General features: G+C 66.5%; 27 protein-coding genes. 8 read left to right on the top strand and 19 right to left on the bottom strand.

All coding sequences use genetic code 11. The annotated features are described in order from the left end of the window. Positions 1-40: 40 nt before the first annotated feature. Positions 41-952, top strand: coding sequence for a FecCD family ABC transporter permease (locus ACWETB_RS00865; RefSeq protein WP_452208666.1), 912 nt, complete (start codon positions 41-43; stop codon positions 950-952). Positions 953-1,075: 123 nt separating this feature from the next. Here the strand turns inward: ACWETB_RS00865 and ACWETB_RS00860 are convergent, their stop codons facing one another. From ACWETB_RS00860 to ACWETB_RS00850, 3 genes are read right to left on the bottom strand one after another with little or no spacing between them, the layout of a single operon-like run. Then, positions 1,076-1,291: a tautomerase family protein gene (locus ACWETB_RS00860; RefSeq protein ID WP_449744500.1), complete on the bottom strand. Its 216-nt coding sequence runs from the start codon at positions 1,289-1,291 to the stop codon at positions 1,076-1,078. Between the two features lie 2 nt (positions 1,292-1,293). Beyond that, complete coding sequence (locus ACWETB_RS00855; protein WP_449744499.1) at positions 1,294-2,100, bottom strand: 2-keto-4-pentenoate hydratase; 807 nt, start codon at positions 2,098-2,100, stop codon at positions 1,294-1,296. Next, on the bottom strand, positions 2,097-2,885 hold the full coding sequence (locus ACWETB_RS00850) for a 2-keto-4-pentenoate hydratase (protein WP_452208664.1): 789 nt from the start codon (positions 2,883-2,885) through the stop codon (positions 2,097-2,099). Before ACWETB_RS00850 ends, ACWETB_RS00855 begins: the two co-directional genes overlap by 4 nt. 76 nt (positions 2,886-2,961) lie before the next feature. Here ACWETB_RS00850 and ACWETB_RS00845 point away from each other — a divergent pair, with 76 nt between their 5' ends. After that, positions 2,962-3,741 (top strand): IclR family transcriptional regulator, encoded by a 780-nt coding sequence (locus ACWETB_RS00845; RefSeq protein ID WP_449744497.1) that lies wholly within the window; start codon positions 2,962-2,964, stop codon positions 3,739-3,741. A gap of 18 nt (positions 3,742-3,759) precedes the next feature. Here ACWETB_RS00845 and ACWETB_RS00840 read toward each other — a convergent pair whose 3' ends face one another. The 3 genes from ACWETB_RS00840 to ACWETB_RS00830 form a co-directional block, all read right to left on the bottom strand. Continuing rightward, entirely contained in the window at positions 3,760-4,569 is an 810-nt protein-coding gene (locus tag ACWETB_RS00840; protein ID WP_452208661.1) for an IclR family transcriptional regulator, read from the bottom strand. A gap of 118 nt (positions 4,570-4,687) precedes the next feature. Continuing rightward, positions 4,688-5,224 carry a flavin reductase family protein gene (locus ACWETB_RS00835; RefSeq protein WP_452208841.1) on the bottom strand — a complete coding sequence of 179 codons (537 nt, stop codon included), beginning with the start codon at positions 5,222-5,224 and terminating at the stop codon, positions 4,688-4,690. After that, positions 5,224-6,732 (bottom strand): 4-hydroxyphenylacetate 3-hydroxylase family protein, encoded by a 1,509-nt coding sequence (locus ACWETB_RS00830; RefSeq protein WP_449744539.1) that lies wholly within the window; start codon positions 6,730-6,732, stop codon positions 5,224-5,226. The genes ACWETB_RS00835 and ACWETB_RS00830 overlap by 1 nt, the downstream gene beginning before the upstream one ends. Before the next feature lie 219 nt (positions 6,733-6,951). Here ACWETB_RS00830 and ACWETB_RS00825 point away from each other — a divergent pair, with 219 nt between their 5' ends. Beyond that, a complete protein-coding gene (locus ACWETB_RS00825) occupies positions 6,952-7,863 on the top strand; it encodes an AraC family transcriptional regulator (protein ID WP_452208659.1) in 912 nt (303 codons plus the stop codon). Here ACWETB_RS00825 and ACWETB_RS00820 read toward each other — a convergent pair. The 3 genes from ACWETB_RS00820 to ACWETB_RS00810 are packed head-to-tail and all read right to left on the bottom strand — an operon-like array spanning position 7,860 to position 10,481. After that, positions 7,860-8,168 (bottom strand): EthD family reductase, encoded by a 309-nt coding sequence (locus ACWETB_RS00820; RefSeq protein WP_449744494.1) that lies wholly within the window; start codon positions 8,166-8,168, stop codon positions 7,860-7,862. The genes ACWETB_RS00825 and ACWETB_RS00820 overlap by 4 nt on opposite strands. 5 nt (positions 8,169-8,173) lie before the next feature. Further along, positions 8,174-9,253, bottom strand: a complete 1,080-nt coding sequence (locus tag ACWETB_RS00815; protein WP_452208656.1) for a 2Fe-2S iron-sulfur cluster-binding protein — start codon at positions 9,251-9,253, stop codon at positions 8,174-8,176. Position 9,254: 1 nt separating this feature from the next. Further along, complete coding sequence (locus ACWETB_RS00810; protein ID WP_452208654.1) at positions 9,255-10,481, bottom strand: cytochrome P450; 1,227 nt, start codon at positions 10,479-10,481, stop codon at positions 9,255-9,257. Between the two features lie 124 nt (positions 10,482-10,605). On the opposite strand from ACWETB_RS00810, the gene ACWETB_RS00805 reads away from it, so the two are divergent. Together ACWETB_RS00805 and ACWETB_RS00800 are read left to right on the top strand one after the other, a co-directional pair. Beyond that, entirely contained in the window at positions 10,606-11,601 is a 996-nt protein-coding gene (locus ACWETB_RS00805; RefSeq protein WP_449744491.1) for a helix-turn-helix domain-containing protein, read from the top strand. Between the two features lie 408 nt (positions 11,602-12,009). Further along, entirely contained in the window at positions 12,010-12,156 is a 147-nt protein-coding gene (locus ACWETB_RS00800; RefSeq protein ID WP_449744490.1) for a hypothetical protein, read from the top strand. 31 nt (positions 12,157-12,187) lie between these two features. Here the strand turns inward: ACWETB_RS00800 and ACWETB_RS00795 are convergent, their stop codons facing one another. From ACWETB_RS00795 to ACWETB_RS00785, 3 genes are read right to left on the bottom strand one after another with little or no spacing between them, the layout of a single operon-like run. Continuing rightward, positions 12,188-12,670 carry a MaoC family dehydratase gene (locus ACWETB_RS00795; RefSeq protein ID WP_452208652.1) on the bottom strand — a complete coding sequence of 161 codons (483 nt, stop codon included), beginning with the start codon at positions 12,668-12,670 and terminating at the stop codon, positions 12,188-12,190. Positions 12,671-12,699: 29 nt separating this feature from the next. Continuing rightward, positions 12,700-13,596: a 4-hydroxyphenyl-beta-ketoacyl-CoA hydrolase gene (gene couO, locus ACWETB_RS00790; protein WP_449744488.1), complete on the bottom strand. Its 897-nt coding sequence runs from the start codon at positions 13,594-13,596 to the stop codon at positions 12,700-12,702. Then, on the bottom strand, positions 13,593-14,510 hold the full coding sequence (locus tag ACWETB_RS00785; RefSeq protein ID WP_452208650.1) for an SDR family oxidoreductase: 918 nt from the start codon (positions 14,508-14,510) through the stop codon (positions 13,593-13,595). The genes couO and ACWETB_RS00785 overlap by 4 nt, the downstream gene beginning before the upstream one ends. Positions 14,511-14,614: 104 nt before the next feature. Here ACWETB_RS00785 and ACWETB_RS00780 point away from each other — a divergent pair, with 104 nt between their 5' ends. After that, entirely contained in the window at positions 14,615-15,061 is a 447-nt protein-coding gene (locus tag ACWETB_RS00780) for a MarR family winged helix-turn-helix transcriptional regulator (protein WP_449744486.1), read from the top strand. Between the two features lie 5 nt (positions 15,062-15,066). Here ACWETB_RS00780 and ACWETB_RS00775 read toward each other — a convergent pair whose 3' ends face one another. The 7 genes from ACWETB_RS00775 to ACWETB_RS00745 form a co-directional block, all read right to left on the bottom strand. After that, positions 15,067-15,516 carry an AMP-binding enzyme gene (locus ACWETB_RS00775; protein ID WP_452208647.1) on the bottom strand — a complete coding sequence of 150 codons (450 nt, stop codon included), beginning with the start codon at positions 15,514-15,516 and terminating at the stop codon, positions 15,067-15,069. Further along, the gene (locus ACWETB_RS00770) at positions 15,516-16,592 is read right to left on the bottom strand and encodes an AMP-binding protein (RefSeq protein ID WP_452208645.1); all 1,077 of its coding nucleotides are present in this window, start codon (positions 16,590-16,592) and stop codon (positions 15,516-15,518) included. Before ACWETB_RS00770 ends, ACWETB_RS00775 begins: the two co-directional genes overlap by 1 nt. A gap of 147 nt (positions 16,593-16,739) precedes the next feature. Further along, positions 16,740-17,516: a crotonase/enoyl-CoA hydratase family protein gene (locus ACWETB_RS00765; RefSeq protein ID WP_452208643.1), complete on the bottom strand. Its 777-nt coding sequence runs from the start codon at positions 17,514-17,516 to the stop codon at positions 16,740-16,742. A 74-nt stretch (positions 17,517-17,590) separates the two neighbouring features. Next, on the bottom strand, positions 17,591-18,616 hold the full coding sequence (locus ACWETB_RS00760; protein ID WP_452208641.1) for an acyl-CoA dehydrogenase family protein: 1,026 nt from the start codon (positions 18,614-18,616) through the stop codon (positions 17,591-17,593). Continuing rightward, the gene (locus ACWETB_RS00755; protein ID WP_452208839.1) at positions 18,613-19,758 is read right to left on the bottom strand and encodes an acyl-CoA dehydrogenase family protein; all 1,146 of its coding nucleotides are present in this window, start codon (positions 19,756-19,758) and stop codon (positions 18,613-18,615) included. The genes ACWETB_RS00760 and ACWETB_RS00755 overlap by 4 nt, the downstream gene beginning before the upstream one ends. A gap of 119 nt (positions 19,759-19,877) precedes the next feature. Next, the gene (locus ACWETB_RS00750; RefSeq protein ID WP_452208639.1) at positions 19,878-20,633 is read right to left on the bottom strand and encodes a hypothetical protein; all 756 of its coding nucleotides are present in this window, start codon (positions 20,631-20,633) and stop codon (positions 19,878-19,880) included. Positions 20,634-20,708: 75 nt separating this feature from the next. Further along, positions 20,709-21,554: an NAD-dependent epimerase/dehydratase family protein gene (locus ACWETB_RS00745; protein WP_452208637.1), complete on the bottom strand. Its 846-nt coding sequence runs from the start codon at positions 21,552-21,554 to the stop codon at positions 20,709-20,711. Positions 21,555-21,683: 129 nt separating this feature from the next. On the opposite strand from ACWETB_RS00745, the gene ACWETB_RS00740 reads away from it, so the two are divergent. After that, complete coding sequence (locus tag ACWETB_RS00740; RefSeq protein WP_348805997.1) at positions 21,684-21,989, top strand: ArsR/SmtB family transcription factor; 306 nt, start codon at positions 21,684-21,686, stop codon at positions 21,987-21,989. A 28-nt stretch (positions 21,990-22,017) separates the two neighbouring features. Continuing rightward, positions 22,018-23,289 (top strand): APC family permease, encoded by a 1,272-nt coding sequence (locus tag ACWETB_RS00735; RefSeq protein WP_452208635.1) that lies wholly within the window; start codon positions 22,018-22,020, stop codon positions 23,287-23,289. The last annotated feature ends 17 nt before the right edge of the window (positions 23,290-23,306 follow it).

Raw genomic sequence — 23,306 nt, 5'->3', positions numbered from 1 at the left:
CACGTCAGCACCCACTAATGAATATGGTTATCATTACTGCGTGACCGTACGAGCCAAACGCCCATCAGTCAACACCGGGGATCTCGACCCGATCCCGCGACGGCGTCGTCCCGGTGTCGTGCTCGCCGTGTTGGCCGTGGCCACCCCGGTGGTGGCGGTTCTGATGGTGGGGGTCGGCCAGCTCTTCGTCACGCCCGGTGAGGTGGTCGGCGTGGTGGCCGCCGGACCGCCGGCGGGTGGTGACCGACCCACCGTGGACACGGTCATCTGGGAGCTGCGACTACCGCGTGTACTGACCGGCCTGTGCGTCGGTGCGGTTCTCGCCGCAACCGGATGCGCACTGCAGGCGATCGTCCGCAACGATCTCGCCGATCCCTACCTCCTCGGTGTCTCCTCGGGCGCGTCCTTGGGTGCGGCGTTGGTCATCGCCACCGGACTCGGCGCCGCTCTGGGCGTGGTCAGTTCCACCGTTGGGGCCTTCTTCGGGGTCATCGCATCGCTGGTGATGGTGGTGCTGCTTCTCGGCGGTGGGCGTGCCCTGAGTGGCTCGCGGTTGGTTCTTGCCGGGCTCACTGTCGGCTACTTCATGGCGGCGGTCACGAATCTGGTTGTGGTGCTGTCGGATAACCGGGACGCCGTCCGCGCGGTGATGTTCTGGATGCTCGGTTCGCTCGGCCGCTCATCCTGGGCTGAGCTGCCGGTTCTCGCCGGTATCGGTGTTGTCGCACTGTCGATCATGATCCTGTGGGCGCGGCGGCTCGACGCCATCGGTCTCGGCGACGACGTCGCGCGCAGTCTCGGCGTCGACGCACATCGCCTACGGCTGCAGGTGACGATCCTGTCCGCGTCGGCCATTGCCGCGGCGGTGGCGGTCAGCGGGGCCATCGGCTTCGTCGGACTCGTCGTTCCCCATCTGGCACGGCAGCTGGTGGGCTCACCGCCGAATGCGTGACGCGGGTGTACGGCGTCGCCGCCCGGCGCGACGACGCCGATGGTCGGGTGCGGCTGCTGATCGGCCGGTGAGCAGGTTCGGCACTCGCGGCCTCGACCATCTCCCCTCGCCCGCGAGACGCTGCTACTCCCGCGACGACACGGTGTTCGGCTCCTTCCGTTCGGCGATCGTCACATCACCGGCGGCCCAGTGTGTCGTGGGGACCTCCCGCACCACCACCCGGATGTTGGCGATCGGTGCGCCCAGCGTGCGGTGCGCCGCCTCGGTCAGCTCGTGGATGAGCGCGCGAACCTGTTCGGGACTGCGTCCCTGCGCGATGGTCACGTCGATGAACGGCACGCTCAGCCCCCTGCGACGGTGACGGAGCCGAGCGAGGTGAAGTGCGCGGCCACGCGAGCACCCGGCGCCACGGGGACCGCGTCGGTCATCCCGCCGGTGAGCACCACCCAACCCGGCTGCAGGGTTACCCCACGCGCGCCGAAGGTGTTGGCGGCGAACGCCAACGCCTCCCCCGGATGGCCGAGGACGGCAGCACCGGTCGCACTGTCGACGACGTCGCCGTCGACCTCCAGCAGGCAGGCCTCCAATCCCAGATCGAGTTCCTCGGGTCGGCGCATCACCGGCCCGGTGATGTACACGCCGGACGAATTATTGTCGGCGACAGCGTCTTCGAGGCTGAACCTGAACCCGGAGTAGCGGCTGTCGATGATCTCGATGGCGCCCACCGCGTAGTCGACGGCGGCCATCGCCTGGGCGGCGGTGACGCCCGGTCCCTTCAGTTCGCGTCCGAGGACGAAGGCGATCTCCGGTTCGGCGCGCGGGTGGATCAGCCGATCACGCGGAACCGGTAGCCCGGCCGGTAACGCCATCGCATCGGTCAGCCAGGCCACCGACGGTTCGTCGACACCCATCTGCTGCTGCTTGGCGCGTGAGGTGAGTCCGAGCTTGATGCCGACCACGGTCTCGCCGCGTGCCCGGCGATCGGCGAGGGCGATATCCTGTGCGGCGTAGGCGACGTCGAGTGTCAGGTCCGGCCATTCGGCGCGGATCGACGTCCGTGCCGTCCGTGAGCGTTCGGCGCTCAGCAGGGTATCGGCCACCCGCCCGGCGCTCCAGGCGGTGGTGGGGGTCTCCGATGCTGTGGTCATTTCGTTCCCTCCAGAAGTGCGGTGACACTGCCGATTCCGGCGAAGTCCGCGACGATGGTGTCGCCGGGGGAGATGGGGACCGCCTTCGTCATCGATCCGGGAAGCACCACGTGTCCCGGCTCCAGCGTCACCCCCAGCGGTCCCACGGTATTGGCCAGCCACACGAGGGAGTTGAGCGGCGAGCCGAGCACCGCACCTCCGGCGCCGGTTGCGACGAGTTCGCCGTTGACGTGCAGGTTGCAGCCCAACAGCCGCAGGTCTACATCGGACAGCCGGGAGGGGCGGCTGCCGAGGACCACACCACCGGAGGAGGCGTTGTCGGCGATGGTGTCGAAAATGCCGATCTTCCAGCCGGTGATGCGGGAGTCGACGATCTCCAGCGACGGCAGCACGAAGTCGACGGCGGCGGCGGCCTCGGCAACGGTCACTCCCGGTCCGCGCAGAGGTCTACCGAGGACGAACGCGACCTCGGGTTCGATGCGCGGCTGGATGAAGGTGCCTGCCGGGATGGGTGCGTTCTCGAGGTGGAACATGCTCGCGGTGAGGTGCCCGAAATCCGGTTGATCCACCCCCATCTGGCGCTGGATCGCGCGAGAGGCGAGCCCGACCTTGTGGCCCTTGATGGTGTCGCCGTTCTTCACCCAGTCCTCGACCTGGGCGAGGGCGATCTCGTAGGCCGTGGAGAGTGGGGCGTCGGTGAATCGGTCGGTGATCGGATCGATCGGCCGCATGTGGCGATATGCGTCGAGGAACGCCTCGGCGGTCACCTGGACATCATCGGGCATGGGTGTGCTTTCTGTGTGGGGGAAGGGTGTGGGTGTGCTTGCGTGAAGCGAGCGGTGTGCGGCACCCTGTTCCGACATGCAGAGCAATCGTGCCGGAGAACGGGACGACGGACGTGGCAACGCGACCCCGGGTACCGTGGCGCGGGCGATTCGCATCCTCGATGTCGTGGCCGCTTCGCAACTCGGACTGGGGATTTCGGAGATAGCTCGCCGCAGCGACATCTCGAAGTCCAGTGCGCAGCGGACCGCCGGCGAACTCGTGGCGGGTGGCCTGCTCGAACGGGACGGCACTCGCTACCGCCTGGGCATGCATCTGTTCGTGCTCGGTCAGCGGGTTCCGCGGCGCAATGATCTGCGCGACGCGGCGGCGCCGTTTATGGCCGATCTGCGTGAGGCGACCGGTCATTCGGTGCATCTGGCCGTTCTCGACGACACCTTTGTGGTCTACCTCGAGGTGCTGCGCAGCCCGACGGCGCCGCCGCTGCCCACCCGGGCCGGCGGTCGTTGGCCGGCGCACGGAACCGCCATCGGCAAGGCGATTCTCGCCTTCTCGTCGGCGGATGTGCTGGACCGGATCGTCGCAGGCGGATTGCCGCGACTGAGCGAACGCACCATCACCAACCCCGGTCTCTTCACCGCGGAGCTGGCCCGCATCCGTGCACGCGGAGTGAGTTTCGACCTCGAGGAATCGCGTCCCGGCGTCGTCTGCGTGGCCAGTCCCGTGGTCGGCAGCGACGGTGAGGTGGTGGCCGGGATCTCGGTGTCGGGCTGGCACAACCGAATCAACCTCGACGAGGCCGCCGCGGCCGTGCGGACCGCGGCGCTGGGCCTGTCGCGTCAGCTCACGCACCACTGAGCGTCTCATCCGGGCTCCTCATCCGGCTATCGCGTGCAGCGTGGAGACCTGGGTATCACCGACCGACTCGCCGGTCACGGATTCGGACAGCGACTTGGTCACCGCACCCGCCGCCGTGATGACCGCCCGCCGGAACTCCTGCTGCGCGGCCACGAACCGGTTCGCCGGCGCGGTGATCGAGATGGCCGCGACCACCACGCCCATCTCGTCTCGGATCGGTGCGGCAACACAATTGACATCGGCGACGGCCTCGCCGGTGTCGAACGCACAACCATGACGCAGAACGGCTTTCAGTTCACGGGTGAGTTCGGCGGGATTCGTGATGGTCGCCGCCGTGTATCGCTTCAGCGGCGCATTCAGCACGTTGCGTTCGATCTCGCCCGGATGGCGATGCGCGAGAAGTGCTTTACCGACCGCGCTGCAGTGGGCATCGAGGTGGGCACCGATGCGTGCCCCGGACACGTTGATGACCTGGTTGCCGACGACCTTGTCGACGTACATGACGCGGTAGCGCTCCATGATGGCCAGATGGGTGGTTTCACCGAATCTCTCCGACAGCGACGCCAAGATCGGTGCGGCACAGGTCTTCACATCGACGGTACCCTGCAGGGTCTCGTTGAGTTCGACGATGCGCCAGCCGATGCGGTAGCGGCCGCGGGAGCGACATTGCAGCAGACCGATGTCGACCAGCGACGCGAGCAGCGCGTGGGCGCTTGACCGGGGGACGCCGATGGCCGCCGAGACTTCCGACACGCCCCATTCGGGGCGGGCCACGGTGAACAGGTCCAACACCGGTCCGATCTTCTGAACCGTCTGCAACGCTGCCATGGATATAGACCTTTCTTGAACCTGCCTGGCCCGGTTGGGAGGCCACTATGTGTGGGTCGAGGAGGGATGTCCACCGGCATGTGCCGCTCAGCGGCACATGCCGGTGGATTCATCGGAATCAGAACCCCCAGCTGTCATCTCCCTGGAGTTCGAGGGCGCGAAAACTGCCGGTGTAGAACAGCAACGGATGCCCGTCGTCAAACCAGAGTTCTTCGACGCGTCCGACATGCAGCGTGTGGTCACCGGCCGGGTGACTGTCGGTCACCGTGCACGACAGATGTACCAGCGCGCCGTCGAGCAGCGGAACCCCACGCCGCCAGGTGAACCGGACGAGGTCGGGTTCCGATGCCGCACCCGCGAAATGCAGGGACAGCGGTTCCTGATCGCACGCCAGGATCGAGACGCCGTACCGACCGGTCTCGGCGATCTTGGCGTTCATCCTGGCCCGGTTGGCGATGGACACGAGGACCAGCGGTGGGTCCAGCGACACCGACGTGAACGCGTTCGCGGTCATGCCGTGTACCGACTCCTCGCTCTCGCCTTCGGCGGTGGTCACGATGGTGACGCCACTGGCGAAGCGGCCCAGTACCTTTCGCATGCGCAGCGGGGACGGATCCAGATCGGCGCCGGTAGCAGGGTGAGACGCGGTGTCCATCATCGGCCCCGGACGATGTGCAGGTCGTCATTGTTGATCAGATCCGGTCGGGTCCAGCCGTTGACGTCGTACTCCGACATACACTGTTCGGCAAAGCCTTTGAGTGCGAGGTCCTGACCGCTGGCCTGGTAGGCGAAGAGGGTCTGGAAGCGGACGGCCTCATGGTCGCCACCGTAGTTGCGTTCGTACAGTTCGTGACGGCCGCCGAACTCGGAGCCGACCGCGTCCCACAGCAGCTTCAGCAATTGCACGCGGTCGATCGCGGCGATGCCGTTGGAGCCGCGGACGTACTGGTTCAGGTAGGGCTCGATGTCGGGGTTACCCCAGTCGGAGGCATGCGAGTTCAGGTAGATCAGGCCGGAACCGAGCACCTGCTGGATGATCTCCTTGACGCGCGGATATCCCACACCCATGAAGGTGCGATACGCCAGGCCGTAGTTCAGGTTCGGCTGGACCGCACCTCCGACCCACTCGTCGGGTGACTTTGCCATCGCGTCGGACAGACCCCAGAACATATCTCGCCAGTTGAGGATCTCGCCGATCTGCATCTGCACACCACGGAATCCCGCCGAACCGGTCATCTCGACGCCCTTCATCACGCAGCCGGCGATGAAGTCGAGTTTGACGGCGAGGCGGGCACATCCGTGGAACATGAAGCGGTTCAGGAAGCCCGAGCGCATCACGAAGTTGTTGGTGGTCTCCACGTCGTAGGCGAAGACGTTCTCCCACGGCACCAGCACGCGGTCGAAGACCATGATCGAGTCGTTCTCGTCGAACCGGCTGGACAGCGGATAGTCGAACGGTGAGCCCATCACCGCGGCGTTCATCTCATAGGAGGTGCGGCACAGCAGTTTCAGGCCGGGGGAATCCATCGGCACGGTGAAGATGAGCCCGAATTCCTTCTTGCGCAGCGGCAGTCCGTAGTGGGCGATGAAGTTGGCGTTGGTGATGGCCGATCCGGTGGCGACCACCTTGGCGCCCGACACGATGAGCCCGGCGTCGGTCTCGTCGACGACGTGGACGCAGACATCGGCCGTCTCGTCGGCGGGGCGGTCCCGGTCGATCGGCGGATTGACGATCGCATGGTTGAGGTAGAGGACCCGTTCCTGCGACTTCTTGTACCAGTCGCGGGCATTCTGCGCGTAGTCGCCGTAGAACTCGGCGTTGGCGCCGAGGGTGCCGAGGAACGATGCCTTGTAGTCGGGGGAGCGGCCCATCCAGCCGTAGACCTCCCGCTGCCAGGCGACGATCGCGTCGCGCGCGACCACCAGATCGTCGGCGCTGTGCGCGGTCTTGAAAAACGGGTGCGTGAAGCCGCCGTTGCCGGTGTCGGTGGGGACGGCGAGGACTCCCTGGGCGTCCGGGGTGTGCAGTGCGTCGTACATCCTGGCCACCGACCGCGCGGAATTCCGGAATGCCGGATGGGTGGTCACATCGTCGACGCGTTCACCCCGAAAATAGATCTCGCGTCCGTCGCGGAGCGACTCCAGGTACTCCTCACCCGTCATCGGGCGGACGTCGTTGGGGCCGGCGGCGGTGGTTCGTTCGGCAAGCGGTGCGGTGGTCACAGATTCCTCCTTGGAGTGGTGGGAAACCAGGGATGTGGTCGAATACCCTGCGGCGCTTGGCCGGTCGACGATGCTCGCGCAATTCGGTGTTAGCGGTATATGGTGGCGGAGCCACGTCCCTGTGACGTAGAACACTAGAACCCGGAGGTGTGGCACAACATGGCTGAGCGCGCACACTCGATGGACTCTGAGCGCACACGGGCCGATGGCTCCGACAGGGTCCTGACGCTGGACACCCGCGAACTCGATGTGGCCGAGGGCCGCAACGAATGGCGCAGCACGCTGGGCTCGCTCTACGCCGAGATGGACGTCGACTGGCCGGCAACCCGCCGCGGCCTCGATGCCGAATGGGGCGGACGTCCGGTCGGCGACCTGCACGTGAGTTCGATCCGCTGCGATGCGCAGACGGTCATCCGGAGTCCGGCGATGATCGCCTCCGACTCCTGCGCCGACTTTCTGGTGTGCGTGGTGACCGATGGTCAGGTCGAGGTGCAGCAACGCGGCCGCACGGCCACGCTGTCCGGTGGGGCCTTCGCCCTCCTCGACCTCGGTGCTCCATTCGTCTTCCACGCGCCGGGAACGTTCCGGCAGGTGGTGGTGCGCGTGCCCGGAACTCTCGTCGGCCGAATCCTCGTCGATCTGGCGCAGACCGAGTTGCCGTCCACCACCGCGGCGCCGTTCGCCACCTCGGCGTTGGGCATGCTGTCGGCGACCATCCTCGAATCGGCTCCGGTGCTCAGTCCGGCCGACAGCTACCGTGCGCAGGACCTCGCCCGCATCGAGCAGGTGATCGCCGACCATCTGCACGACGCCGACCTGACGCTCGCCGACGTCGCCCACCGCAGCGGAATGTCGCTGCGCAACCTGCAGAAACTCGCGCAGGGGCAGGGCCAGACCGCCAATGGCTGGCTGTACGGGGCGCGTATCGAGCGTGCCAAGCATCTGCTGCTGACCACCGGTGATCCGGTCGCGGCGATCTGTGAGCGGGTGGGCTTCCGTGATGTGTCGCATTTCGGACGGCTCTTCCGTAAGCACGTGGGTGTGAGTTCGGGGCGGTTCCGGGCCGGCTAGCCCTCGTCCGGCACCTCGCCGAACAGCATCGTCGCCCCGCCGGAGGCGAAGTTCGCGACGTCGGCGGCCGCCGCCTGCCCCTCCGGCGACGAGAGTGCCTTCACCGCATCATCTTTGGATGCGAATCCCAGCCGCGCGATGGCGAAGGCGGCCGGTGGGGTGTCGTCCATCGATTCACAGTGGCTCATGCTGAAGGTCGCGACGCCACCGATCGTGTGCACCAGCGGCACGTGGTTCGCCGTGTAGTACTCGTCGAATGCGGCCGGGTCGGTGGGCTGGTTGTAGATGATGGTGATGACGTACATGGGTGTTACTCCTCTGGTGTCGATAGGGGTGTGGATACCGAGGTCGGCAATGCGGAGGTGAACTCTTCGCGAAAGATCAGTCGTGGCGCCATCCTTCGGCGTTTGAGGGCTTTGACGCCGGCGTCGATCATCGGCGGTGGCCCACAGAGGAATCCGCTCATGCCCTTGCAGGACGAGAAGTCGGCCAGGACCGCGTCGGTCACCAGACCGGTGGCCCCGCCCCACTGCTCTTCGCTGAGAACCGGGTGGTAGTGGAAGGTGTCGTACTCCTCGGCGAGGGTCGTGAGGAAGTCCACGTCGTAGAGATCGTTGCGGGTCCGTCCGCCGTGGTAGAGGTGGATCTCGGGGATCAACGTGTGCGCGAGAGAATGTTGCACAATGGATTTCAGCGGTGCCAGTCCGGTACCGCCACCGATCAAGATGGCCGATTGCTCCTGTTCGGCCACCAGATGGAACTGACCCAGTGGGCCGCGCAGTGAGATCCGGTCATCCACGGCGAGAGTGGCGAAGATCCAGTTCTCCGTGGCCAACCCACCCCGCGTGAGTTTGATGTGGAACTCCAGGCGTCGCGTCTCTCCCGGCGGATTGGCCATCGAGTACTGACGTCCCACTGTGGTTCCGGGCACGAGTAATTCGCAGTACTGACCCGCGTTGAAGGCCAGGTCGTCGTCGAGCTCCACCACCAGACGCCTTGTGCAGGAAGCGATGTCGTCGAGTTCGACGACGGTGCCGGTGAGATCCCGCAACGGATGACGCGGGATGGAATCATCGACCGCCCCGGTCGGTTCGACGACGACGTCGGAGCACGGTGTGGCCATGCACGCCAACGCCATTCCGCCTTCCCGCTCATCGGTGGTCAGGGTGTACTCCGGTGAGTCCCGATGGTCGACGATCCCCTCGCGCACCACGAGTTTGCAGGAGCCGCAGGTGCCCTGGGTGCACGAGTGCGGAATCCAGGCATTGGCGCGCAGGGCGGCGTCGAGGATCGTCTGATAGGCGCCGACGTCGAGGTCGGTCGATCCGACTCGAACCCGGTGCGTCGCCGTGGGTGTCGGTGACGCTGCCGTTGTCGTCGTGACGGTCACCTCAGACCTCCCACTGCACATGGAGTTCCTTGGGTCCGCGGAATCCCCAACCCCAGAAGTCGATCTCGTGGCCGGGATCGCGTTCGATGTTGGGAATGGTCTCGAAGAGCTCCTCGAGCGCGATGCGGACCACTGCACTCGCGAAATAGGTTCCGGCGCAGGCATGGACACCGCCACCGAAGGTGAGGTTCGGGATCACCGGGCGGTCGAGATCGTATGCCGTAGGTGCGTCATAGGCGGTTTCGTCATTGTTCGCCGAGCCATAGGACAGCATCACCAGCGAGCCTTCGGGTAAGGTGACGCCGCCGACGGTGACCTCGCTGGTGGCCACCTTGACCGCGGCCGACCAGATCGGCGCCACCCACCGCATCCCCTCTGCGACAGCCCGCGGGATCAGTGCCGGATCGTCGATGACCCGCTCCAATTGCTCTGGACGACTGAACAATCCGGCCAGCGTGGTCCCCATCGCGTGACCCGGCTCCTGCATCGCGCCGAGGAGGAACACGTAGAGATTGGGGTAGATGACGTCGCGGTTGCGGGTCTGACCCTCGGGCATTCCGTCGTGCAGCCAGTGGGAGATCGCGGTGTGATCGGGACACTCGATCCAGTGGTCGATCTTCGGGTCGACGTGGGCGATGATCTCGGCCTTGGCCTCGTCACCGGGGAGGAATCCGTCCGGATTGGCGAACTCGCCGTCGGCGGTCATATCGGCGTTGGTGAACGAGACGCTGAGCTTGTGGAACCATTCGCGGAGTTTGTCGGTGCTGACGTCGTTCAGACCGAGCAGGTCGCCGAGGGCGCGGACGCTGACCGGCTCGCAATACTCGGCGACGATGTCGGCGCTGCCGTTGCCCTCGAAGTCCTCGAGTCGCGCCCGAGCGAACGGCCGGACCAGATCGTCGATGTAGGTGTCGACCGCCGACGGCTGCAGGTGCGGCTCGACCATGCCGCGCAGTTCCCGATGCTCGGGACCGTTGGAGTTCAGGATCGCGCCGGGACCGAAGGTACGCCCGCCGGCCGGGGAGATCACCGCAGGCCAATGATCCGAATCCTTGGCGATCTCCATACACAATTCCCTGGTCGAGACGATGTGCAGGCCGAGCTGCGGGACGAACGCCACCGGCGCCTCACGGCGCAGACGCTCGTAGAACGGACGTGGATCGGCCTCGAGTTCGGCCATGGTGATGTCGGTGATCCAGCTGGGTGTCACCGGAGATGCAAGGGTCATGGGTTCCTCCGTCTGGGTATTCCGAACAGCCACGATCGACATCGGTCGGGTATCCGGGATGCGATGCCGGGCTCGGCGGAATGGCTGTGATCTGGAACACTATGGGCGGAGGTGGGACCACAGAATGACCGAGAGTGCACCGATCGTTGCTTCTGAGTGCACCGACCGCGCAGCGTCCACTGCCGTCGCGGTGACGACCCGTGAGCTCGCGTCGTCGGAGGGCCGTGAGCTCTGGGCCGAGACCCTGGACTCGACGTTCTGCGAGATGGATGTCGACTGGCCGGGCCTCACGTCGCCGTTCGGGGGTGACATCGTCGCCCGGCCGGTGGGTGATCTGGCGTTGAGCGTGGTGCGTGCCGAACCGCACACCGTGGTCCGGACGCCCGCGATGATCGAGTCGGATCCGGTCGACTGTCTGCTGTTGTGCCTGATCACCAAGGGCACGGCGACCATCGCGCAGGGATCCCGACGCGCCACCCTCGACCACGGCGCGTTCGGCGTCGTCGACGCGCTGCGGCCGTTCGTGGTCAGCGGGGTCACCGAGTTCGAGCAGGTGGTGCTGCGCGTGCCACGTGAACTGGTGGCGGGCCGGATCGGCAGCCTCGTCGACGACGCCCTCGGGGTGCGCGTCGACGCATCCGGCGGCGTCGGACGCATCGCGTCGTCGATCCTCGTCGACCTGGCGAGCCACGACGACGATCTCGGTGCCGGGCCGGTTGGTGCGGTGGCGTCGGCGATGCTCGACGTGGTGTCGGCCGCGTTGACGTACCAGGTGCCGGGGGTCTCGGCCACCGAACGGGCACACGCCGAGGACTTACGCGCAGTGCAGCAGGAGATGCTGCGTCACATCGCCGATCCGGACATCACTCTCGCAGACGTCGCCGACCGGCTGGGGATGTCGGTGCGTTACGTCCACAAGCTGTTCGGCGATATCGGGGTGACACCCCGAACCTGGCTCTACAGCAAGAGATTCGAGCGTTCATCGGCACTGCTCACCGACACCGACCGCAACGTCGGGGCGATCGCCTCCGAACTGGGGTTCCGGGATGTCTCCCACTTCTCCCGGGCGTTCAGCAAGCATTTCGGTGTCAGTCCGAGCAGGTTCCGCGCGGGCCGGTGACACTCTCGGCGGGACGTGCGAGAGGTCTGTCGACCACGATCACCTGACCGCGGAATCTTTTCTGCGCCCGCCCTTTCCCTACTGCTGGTGCTGTCGGCAGGAGATCTCGTGCACAGCCGAGAGAACCTCCCGGGTGTATCCAGGTGGATGACGTGTTCGGCGTCGATGCGCCGGTAGATCCCGTTGCGTAGGAAACCCATTGCCCGATCGGCGTCGTTCCGGTCCATCGCACCGAAGAGGGTGCCGTCGTCGGTCCACGAGTGGTCGGCATGCAGAAGCATCGTCAGCACCGTGATCGCCGGAAGTGCTTGCGCATGATTGAATCCCGCGTTCCAGGCGCCGTGATAGAACGCCGCGCCGAACCGGGGATCGTACTGAGGGTCCATGCCGCGCAGGAAGAGTCGGATCATGTCGTTGCCGACGGCCGAACACGAAGTGGCAGAGGTGCTTCGGGCGTGCGACGAGGCGGGAATGGTGCGTTTTGCCACCGACGGTGGCGGCGGAATCTTCGCGGTGGTGACGGCGGCGCGATCGGCCGCCGGTGGGCATCCTTAGCAGATTCACTCGCGCTGGTCGAACCAGACCCTCAGCCCTCGAAGTACCGGTACACACCCTCGAGGACGACGGCGGGCCGGTCGCTGTTCTCGAGTTCGATGATGCCGTCGACGGTGATCTGTACGCCGCCTTTGGGGAGGTGATCGACCTGCTTGAGGGTGGCCTGCAGGCGCACCCGGGCGCCGGCGGGAACGGGATTGGTGAAGCGAACGTTGTTAAGCCCGTAGTTGACTGCCATGGTGACGCTGTCGACGACGAGCACCTCGGCCCACATCGGGATGAACAGCGACAGGGTGAGGTAGCCGTGGGCGATCGGGCCGCCGAAGGGGCTCTCGGCTGCGGCACGTTCGGGGTCGACGTGAATCCACTGGTGATCGTCGGTGGCGTCGGCGAAGGTGTCGATGCGTTCCTGCTCGACGGGCAGCCATGAGCTGACGCCGATCACGGTGCCGACGAGGTCGTCGAGTTCGGCGAGGGTGCCCAGGTGGGTGGTGGTGGGTGTTGCGGTGGTCATCGGATACTCCTGTGGAACCGGGGAAGGTGTCAGTGTTTGATGCCGAGAACGGTCATCGCGTTCTCCTTGAAGATCAGCGGTAGAACCTCCGGCTTCATGTCGAGGTTCTCGAAGTCCCTGCGCCACCGGTCGACCCCGATCACCGGGAAGTCGGAACCGAACAGGACCTTGTGGCGCAGCATCGAGTTGGCTGCGCGCACCAACTGTGTCGGGAAGTACTTCGGTGACCATCCGGACAGATCGATGTACACATTCGCCTTGTGGGTGGCGATCGAGATCTGCTGATCGACCCACGGCACCGCCGGGTGAGCCATCACGATGGTCAGGTCGGGGAAGTCGGCCGCGACGTCGTCGAGCAACATCGGATCGGAGTAACGCAGCTTGATGCCGTGTCCGCCGGGCAGTCCCGCGCCGATGCCGGTCTGACCGGTGTGGAACAACGCCGGCACACCGGCTTCGACGATCGCCTCGTACAGCGGATAGAACTGCCGGTCGTTGGGTTCGAAACCCTGCATGCTCGGATGGAACTTGAAGCCGCGTACGCCGAACTCGTCGACCAACCGATGGACTCGTTTGATCGCGGCCTTGCCCTGCAATGGGTCGACGGAGCCGAACGGGATGAGCACGTCATTGAATTGTGCTGCCTTCTCCGCGATCTCCTCCACACTGTTGGGCACATGCCCACTGGCGGAGGTGGCGTCGACGGTGAAGACGACCGCCGCGATGTTGCGTTCCCGGTAGAGCGCAGCCATCGTCTCGATGGTGGGGGTGCGTTCCTCGCCGGACTTGAAGTACTTCGCCGACGCCGCCATCAACTCGTCGTCGACGGAACGGTGACCGCAGCCGTCGATCTCGACGTGGGTGTGGATGTCGATCGCATCGATCGCATCGAAGTCGATCCCGTACTCGTAACGCGTACGGGTCATTTCGCGGCCGCCAGAACCTCGGCGGGGAACTCTTCGCCCACGGTCTCGAGATGATTGGCGAAGGTGCCGGGCCACACCGCGGCAACGTCGTCGGCGCTGAATCCGCCATCATGGTAGGAGGTTTCGGTGAGCTCTGGATGTGACCAGAGCGCCAACCGGTCGCCGCCGATGGAGATGGCCTGACCGGTGATGTCGGCCGCCGCATCGGAGGCGAGGAAGGCGATGACACCCGCGATGTCCTCGGGGGTACCCATGCCGACCTCGCGACGGATGACGTCGGGAAGCGAACCGGTCTCCTCGGCCTCGTCGATGAACGGCTTGAACACGGGGATGGTCTTGGTCATCGCGGTCACCGCGACGGGACAGACGGCATTGGCGGTGATCCCGGCCTTCTTCAGCTCCATCGCCCAGGTGCGGACCATGCCGACGATTCCGGCCTTCGCGGCCGCATAGTTGGTCTGCCCGAAGTTGCCGCGCTGCCCGGCGGGTGAGCCGATGCAGATGACCCGACCGCCCTCGCCCTGCTCTCGGAAACGGTTCACCGCCTCCCGGACACACGTGAAGGTGCCCTTGAGGTGCACGTTGATCACCGCGTCGAAGTCGTCGTCGGTCATCTTCCACAGCACCTTGTCGCGCAGGATGCCGGCGTTGGTGACCATGATGTCGAGGCGGCCGAACTGCTCGACGGCGGTCGTCACGAGTTGCCGGGCGGTCTCGGTGCCGCCGACGGGCGCGACCACGGCGACTGCGCGTCCGCCGTCGGCGGTGATGGCGGAGACAGCCGATGCGGCGGTGTCGGCGGAGACGTCGTTGACGACGACCGCGGCGCCGCGTCGGGCGAGTTCGCGGGCGTAGGCGAGGCCGAGTCCCTGTCCGCTGCCGGTGACGACGGCGACTTTTCCGGTGAGATCCATGTGATGCCTCCTCAGGCGTCGGAACCAGTAATTGAATTGAAGCGTCAATCGTTTAAAAAGTAAATGATTGCGCGGGTGATAGGGTGCCTCCAGGAGGAGGGCCGATGACATCACCACGACGACTCGACGACGACCTCGGGTTTCTGGTCGCCCGCGCGAACGCGGTACTGACCAAGGCGACCAATCGTGTTCTCGCCCCGCTCGGCCTGAAGGTGCGGGCCTACAGCGTCCTGGCCGCGGTCTGCGACCAGCCCGGGGGCATTGCCCAGCGACGGCTGGCCAACGACGTCGGGCTCGATCCGAGCCAGATCGTGGCCCTCGTCGACGAACTCGAGGGCCGTGAGCTGGTACAGCGCACGACCGACCCGACCGACCGGCGCAACAAGCTCATCGTCGCCACCGACGCCGGGGTGGCGCTGTGTGCACAGGCGCGTGAGCGCGGTGCGGATGTGGTGGCCGAGCACCTCGGCGACGTCGACCCGGACACGCTCGAGACGGTCCGAATGGTATTGCGCCGCGTCACCTTCGACGAGAGTGCCATCCGGCGATGAGGGTCTCACGGATGCACGACATCTGGGCTGGCGTACCGGGCACGTAGGCGATCCTTGCGGATCTTCCCGGTGGCGTTGCGGGGGATCTCGTCGAGCAGCACCATCGACTTGGGGATCTTGTAGCGAGCCAGTCGCTCGATCAGGTAGGCCTCAAGCCGCTCATAGGTGAGCGCGTATCCGTCCTCCAGAGTGATTGCGGCGCAGCCGACCTCGCCCCACTTCTCGTGTGGGACCCCGAACACCCCGCAGGCCGCGACGCCGGGCATCGAGAGAATGACGGCCTCGATCTCGGCCGGATAGATGTTCTCTCCGCCGGAGATGATCATGTCCTTGAGTCGGTCGACGATCGTGATGAATCCCTCGTCGTCGCGGATGCCGACGTCACCGGATCGGAACCAGCCGTCGTCGGTGAAGGAAGCGGCGGACGCGTCCGGTCGGTTCCAGTAGCCGGCCATCACATTGGGCCCGTGGATCTGGATCTCGCCGCGCTCGCCGGGGCGGTCTCGTCGTCGTTGGCGTCGACGACCCGCACATCGGCGAAAAAGTGTGGAAGTCCGGCACTTCCGAGCTTGCGAGCGGTGTTCGACGGCGTCAGGACGAGTGCCCCCGGACCTGTCTCGGTGAGTCCGTACGCCTGGCACAGGGCGACGCCCCGTGCGGTGTAGGTGTTCAGGGTGCGCGGCGGCACGGGTGCGGCGGCCACGATCCAGCGACGGATGGAACCCAACTCGGCGGCGGCGAAGCCCGGATGTGCGCTCATCGCATCGAGCATGGTCGGCACGCCGAAGCAGTAGGTGACCTTGCGCTCGGCGATCACCCGCAGCACCCGACCGGGTTCGAATCCCTCCTCGATCACCACGGTGCCACCCTTGAGGACTGTCGGCAGTGAGATGAAATTCAGTGCGGCAGTGTGGAAGAGGGGTGCGACCACCAGGGAGACCTCGTCGTTGCGCAGATCGAGATCGATGATCGGGTTCATCGCCGCGAAGGTCACCGAACCATGCGTGAGGACCACACCCTTGGGCTTCCCGGTCGTTCCCGAGGTGTACATGATGAAGCACGGATCCTCGAGGGCGACGGCACGGTCGATGCGCGCGTCACTCGCAGCGGAGATCGCCGACTCGTAACCGATTGCGCCGCCATCGGGTTCGCCGTCGACCACCATCCGGGTGTCGGTTCCAGGCTCCCTCGACGCGGGGATCGCGAAGTCGGCGAGTGCGGCGGAGTGGATGAGCACGCGGACGCCGGAGTCGGTGAGCGCGTAGGACACCTCGGGAGTCGTCAGGCGCGCGTTGAGGGGTACGAGGATCGCGCCGAGCAGTCCGGTTGCGAACAACGCCTCGAGGTAGGACGGATGGTTGGCCGACAGCAGTGCGACACGGTCACCTCGTCGGACCCCGAGGTCTTCCAACGCATGGGCGAGGCGGGTGATCCGCTCGTCGAGGTCGGCGTAGCTGGTCTCCCGATCACGGAAGACGATGGCGACGCTGTCCGGTGACTGCCGTGCCGTCCGCTGTGGCCATGTGCCCACGCCCTGGTTGTGCATCGTTTCCCTCTCGAAGACCGAGTGTTGCGTACATCACCATAAAAGACAATGATTGATAATGTCAATGGTTACTCGGCGGAAGGGTACTGTCTGACCCATCGGGGCGTGTCGATCAGGGCGTTCCGAGCGTGATCAGGTGGTCTTCCATCGTGCGACGCGCTCGGCGTGCTCCGGCGACAGATGTGCCAGCGGCTGCATCGCCGCGGCCATGCCGAGTACGGATTCCAGTGGGCTGGTGCGTGATTCCAGGAGCAGCCGCTTGGCCATCCGCAAGGCCTCGGGCGGATTCTTGGTGATGCGGGCGGCGAGGGCGCGCGCCTCCTCGAGCAGCGCGTCGTGGCCCACGACCCGACTGACCATGCCCCAGTCGGCGGCCGTCGCGGCGTCGACCCGATCGCCGGTGAAGGTCATCTCGGCGGCACGCTCGTAGCCGATCGCCCGCGGCAGGAACCAGGTGCCACCGTCGCCGGGGATGAGGCCGACCTGCACGAAACTCTCGGCGAAGGAGGCGCGTTCGGACGCTATCCGGATGTCGCACATCATCGCCAGGTCGCATCCGGCGCCGACCGCAGCCCCGTTGACGGCGGCGATGATCGGCACTTCCAGGCGTGCCAACGCTCGCGGCAGGCGTTGGATACCGGCGACGTAGGCGCGACGCTGCTCACGCTCGTCCAACCCGAACATCCCGGTCCGATCGGCCATCTCCTTCACGTTGCCGCCGGCGGAGAATATCTTGCCCGCCCCGGTCAGGATGATGGCGCGGACGTCCAGGTCGGCGTTGGCGGCGTCCACGGCCGACTCGAAGGCCTCGACGAACTCGATGTCGGTGATCGCGTTGCCCACCTCGGGCTTGTCGATCGTCCAGGTCGCGATCGCGTCAGAGATCTCGATGTTCAGTTGGGGTCCCATGACTGGGTGCCTTTCTCTCGGTGGGAATACCACATGCACACGACGATCACATGCACACGGCAAGGGCTCCCGGCTCAGCCGGTGATCAAGGGCCACAGGCCCGTACGGCCGGCTCGCAGGGCGTGATCGGTGACCACCTGATCCCAGAAGCGGGGTGAACCGAACTCCGACCGCCAGGCCATCGCGGGTAACGAGTACCTGTGCAGCGGATGCTCTGCGGTGGTGCCGATGGCGCCGTGCACCTGATGCGCATTGCGGACGACCACCGAGACGGCCTGACTCACACACGAACGGGACACGGCGACAAGGAATTCCGATCGGGGATCGGTCCAGGCGTCGTCCGCCGCGACCCTCAGCGCTGCCTCGGTGGCCGCCCGCGCGGCCGATACCTGGATCGCGATGTCCGCGACGAGGTGCGCAACGGCCTGAAACCGTGCCAGCGGACGACCGAACTGGCTTCGCGTCGATACGTGGTCGATGGACAACTCGAGGATGCGTTCGGTGGCGGCGCAGATCTGCACCGACCGGGCGAGCGCGCCGCGGAGCCGGAACGTCTGGAGCAGGCCGTCGTCGACGACGGCACCGGAGAGGGTGCCGAGGTCGACCTGCACGGTGTCGCGGGGCTCGCCGGCGACGTTGCGGCCGGGGGTGATCCGTGCCGATTCGGTGGGAATGTCGGCCGCCCGCAGCCCGTCGCCGGACTGCCAGATGACCGCGATGCGTTGCGCCTCGCCTGCCCATCCGACACCGTGGGCCACGCCGCATGCGTCGACGACGCACGCTGTCCGACGGTGCGCCCCGACGTCGAGTCCGGCCGTTTCCAACACCCACCCGGCGAGCAGGTCGTGCTCAACCAGCGGTACCGAAACAGCATGCCGTGCTGCGCTTCTCAACAGTTCTGCGGCCTCGGCCCAGCCTGCGCCGCTGCCACCGGAGTCGTCGCTCCCGGTCAGCCGTGCCAGACCGAGTTCATCGAGTCGACGCCACAACGCACTGTCCCAGCCCACGTCGGCGGTGGCACCGCGCCGCTGCGCGTGGTCGGCGAACACCGCCGACATCATCTCGGCCAGGGCGGCGTCGACGGTTCCCGGGGCGGTCATCGCAGGCCCAGGCCGCGTGCGATGACGCCCCGCAGGATTTCGTTGGTGCCACCGCGCAACGTGAACCCGGGGCGCTGGGCAACGGCCGCGTCGGTGAGTGCATGGAGGTGGTCGGGCGGGTCATCGTCGCCGGTCGACACATCGGCGAAGTCGGCGATGTCGCCCTCGGTGGTGGTGCCGAGAACCTTCACCACGGCAGCCGCGGTGTCGGCGGGTTCACCGCGAGTGAGTGCATCGGCCACGGCACTCGACATCAGATGCAGCGCGGTCACTCGCGCGACGTACCGACCCACCTCGGCGTCGGCGGGTAACTCGCCGGTGCCCATGGCGTCGGTGCATTCGGCCAGGAGTGGGAACGTCGACAGGAATCGTTCGGGACCACTGCGTTCGAAGGCCAACTCGGAGGTCACCTGTGTCCAGCCCGCGCCGATCGTCCCGAACACCATCGCGTCGGGAATGATCACGGAGTCGAGGTGGACCTCGTTGAAGTGGTGCGCGCCGGTCATCGACCGGATGGGGCGGATCTCGACGCCGTCGGCGCGCAGATCGACGATGAACTGCGACAGGCCCGCATGCCGGTCGGCCGGGTCGACAGGTGCGGTGCGGGCCAGGCAGATGAACGCATCGGCACGGTGCGCTCCCGACGTCCAGACCTTGGTCCCGGTCACCGACCATCCGCCGTCGACGCGGGTCGCCGATGTCCGGACACTCGCCAGGTCCGATCCGGAATCCGGTTCACTCATCCCGATCCCGAAGAAGCACTGTCCGGCCGCGATGCGTGGCAGGAAGTGTCGCTTCTGGTCCTCGGTACCGTACTTGAGCAACGACGGCACGATCTGTCGATCAGCGATCCAGTGCGCGGCGACCGGTGCACCCGCGGCCAGTAACTCCTCGGTCACGACAAAGCGTTCGAGATGTCCACGCCCGTGACCGCCGTAGGAGACGGGCACCGTCATCCCGAGCCATCCGCGTTCGGCCAGGCGCCGGGTGAAATCCTCATCCCAGCCGGTGAGCCAACTGTCCACATTCGTGGGAGCATCACCGGTTCGGTTGTGCGAGAGGAACTCCCGCACCTCCGAGCGCAATGACGTCAGGTCCGCGGAGCCGGCGGTGATCGGCGGAACGAGTCGTGGGGTGGCCATCGCGATCCACTCTGTCATACCGGGACCGGACTCTACAGCGATCCCGCCAACACCGATGTCGGTGTGACGTCGCCGAGTTGCAGATCGGCGCCGAGCGGCACGTCAGGCCGAGCCGCAGATCAGTGTTGGCACTGGGACTTCCAGCGATCCCGGGTGCCCACATGCGGTCGTGGTGCTGTCGCCGACACCGCCGTGCGCGAGGACGTCGCGCTCGCGAGGGTGCGGGGAATCGGGTGAGTGGTGGGGCGTCCGGTGCGATGCGGGGCGCGTGGCAAGGTTCTCGCCGCCGACGGGCGTGGTGCCGGCAATCGGCAGACGGTGGTGGCGGCCAGCATCGCCGCACCCCACGCGCTCACGAAGACGGGGTGGTCGGCCACCGAACCCGTGATGCCCATATGCCCCGACCAGCGGATGCACCGCGAGATGGCCAGGCGTTCGGAGACGACGGTGATGCTGCGGGTTCGAGACAACCGGCTGATCCCGACCGCCCGACGCAACGTACCGATCTGTTCGGGCGACCAGGATGCGGGATGGGCGATCGTCACCGCACCCACATGCCCGCCACCGGCGCGTTCGGCCTGCTCGATCGCCAGGGCCACGGTGGCGACCACCAGTTGATGGGCCGGACGGTTCTGCCGGGCGGCGGTACGGATCGGTGTGACCTCGGTGAGGCGATCGAGATAGTGGCCGAAGAGATCGCCTGGATGGTCCGTCGTCCGCGGCAGTCGCGGTGTCGCGCCCGCGGGCCACCACAGTTGCGCGGGGCGGGTGGTCAGGTGCGGCGGCCGGGGGTTCGCCCCTGCGATGTCCGCGGCAGTGCCGGCGGCGACGACGAGGTGATCGTCGTGCAGTGCAATTCCCATGACCAGTCGCATGTACTCAGGATGCGAGCGACCGCTGGGCGCACACTGGCATCACGATGTCGGGTTCCTGGGAACGGCGTCCGCTGATCAGCCGAGAACGAGATCCTCCAGCGAGGTGTTCTTGGGTGTCCATCCGAGCGACCGCGCCTTCTCGCCGCCGGCCTGTTGATCGAGCAACAGTGCCTCGGCGAACAGCCCGCCGAGGCGCCCGGCGGTGTCGTCGGCACCTTCGGGTACCAGTTCGGCCCCGGCGCTCTGCACGGTTGCGATGTCACGAACGGTCGGGTTGGTTCCGGATACCCCGAGGACGTGGCCCGCCGGAGAATCAAGCGCCAGCAGGGTGATGTAGAGCCGGGCCAGATCATCGACGTGCACCAGGGTCCAGTGCTGGGTCCCGTCGCCGATCAGCCTCACCTCATGCTCGCCGGGGGGTTGCGGACGAAGCAGGCCGGTGATGCCCTTGCCCTGGCCGACGACGACTGCCGGTGCCGGGAGGGACACCGCCACAGCCGAACTCAGTAGGCGTGACTCCACTGCGGGACGCCACGAGACCAGTGTCGGCGGGTCGAGGGGACTGGTTTCGGTGAGCGCGTCACCATTTCCGTGGATCCACACGCCGGAGGTGTGCAGGTACGGCTTGGCGGTGCCGGAGAAGGCGGCGATCACCGCGTCGGTGATCGCCCCGTCGAATGCGGCGCTGGTGGCATCGCCGGGCGCGGCGGTGTGGATGGCGGCGTCGGACGCCGACAGTTGTTCGGCGAGCCAGGTGGTGTCGGTGACGTCGCCGATGACCGGTTCGCCGCCGGCGGTCGCCACCACGTCGGACGACCGTTCGCTGCGGACCGGGGCGAGCACGTCGTGCCCGTCGGCGATCAGTTCGTTGAGGACCGCGGAGCCGATGTAGCCACTGGCGCCGGTGAGGAGAACCTTCATCGCATACCTCCGAGATTTGATGGGTGTCGTACTACGATAAACAACGTACTACGGTATTCGTCGTATTACCAGGGGTGGCGTAGTAGAGTACGGCGAAGCGCCACGAACAGTGCCGGAAAGGGGAAGTGGGTGAGGGTTCTCGACCACCCGGACGCCGCCGACGTCACCATCGACGACGTGCTCCGTGCGCTGGCCGATCCGGTCCGCCGAAAGATCGTGCGGCAGTTGATGACCAACCGCGATGCACAGAGTTGCAGTTGCTTTGCGTTACCGGTGGGCAAGTCCACCCAGACCCATCACTTCCGGGTGCTGAGGGAAGCCGGGATCATCAGCCAGGAGTACCAGGGCACCTCGATCATGAGTAGCCTGCGACGCGACGTGATCGACGAGCGGATACCCGGACTTCTCGACGCGATTCTCGCGGCGGAGGACTGAACGGTCGTCCCCGTGCCGTCGATCTAGGATGACGGCTGTGTCGTCACCCCCGCCGACTCCTCCCGCCCGCCTTCGCCGAGAACTCGGCGTCGGGGACGCAATCGTCATCGGCCTCGGTTCGATGATCGGCGCCGGGATCTTCGTCGCCCTCGCGCCGGCGGCCGCCGCGGCAGGGTCGGGTCTGCTCATCGGACTGGTGGTCGCCGCGCTCGTCGCCTACTGCAACGCCACCTCGTCGGCGCGGCTCGCGGCCCGCCACCCGACATCGGGCGGGACCTATGTGTACGGCCGGGAGCGGCTCGGCGACTTCTGGGGATACCAGGCCGGATGGATGTTCGTGGTGGGCAAGACCGCCTCGGGTGCGGCGATGGCCCTGACGGTCGGGGTCTACCTCTGGCCCGGGCAGGCCCATGCGGTCGCGGCCGCCACCGTCGTTGCCATCACCGCCCTCAACTATCTGGGAGTGCAGAAGTCGGCGTGGGCGAGCCGGCTGATCGTCGCGTTCACCCTGGCCGTGCTCACCCTCGTCATCGTCACGTCTGTGGGTTCGGGATCGGCGGACCCCGGCAGCCTGGCGATCGGCTCGGACGTCGGAGTGCTCGGGGTGTTGCAGGCGGCCGCGATTCTGTTCTTCGCGTTCGCGGGATATGCGCGGATCGCCACTCTCGGGGAGGAGGTGCGTGACCCTACCCGGGCCATTCCGCGTGCGATCCTCGGTGCTCTCGGCATCACCCTCGCCGTCTACGCCGCCGTGGCGGTGACCGCTGTCGCGGTGCTCGGTCCGCAGACATTGGCGCACGAGTCAGCACCGTTGGTGGCCCTCGTCCGCACGGCGGGAATCGCCTGGATGGAACCGGTGGTGCGAGTCGCCGCCGCGGTGGCCGCGATCGGCGCGTTGGTGGCGATGATCCTGGGGATTTCGCGAACCGTTCTGGCCATGGCGCGCAACGGCCACCTACCCCGGACCCTGGCCGCGGTGCATCCGCGGCGACACATTCCGCATCGTGCCGAGATCGTGGTGGGTGCGGTGGTCGCGGTGGTCGCGGCGGCCGCCGATGTTCGTACCGCCATTGGTTTTTCGTCATTCGGCGTGTTGCTTTATTACGCCCTCGCCAATGCGTCGGCGTGGACGCTCTCGCGGTCGGAGAATCGGCCACCGAGGATCGTCCCGGTTGTGGGGTTCATCGGATGCATCATGTTGGCGGCGGTGCTGCCGATTGATTCCGTGATCGGTGGCGCGGCCGTCGCTGTGGTCGGAGGGGTCGCCTACCTGTTGCGACGGCGCGAACCAAAACCGTAGCAGGACAACGACTTTAC

Source organism: Gordonia sp. NPDC003950 (genome assembly GCF_053605205.1).
The sequence above is the reverse complement of the archived record's forward strand: the minus strand, read 5'-3'. Positions and strand labels throughout refer to the sequence as shown.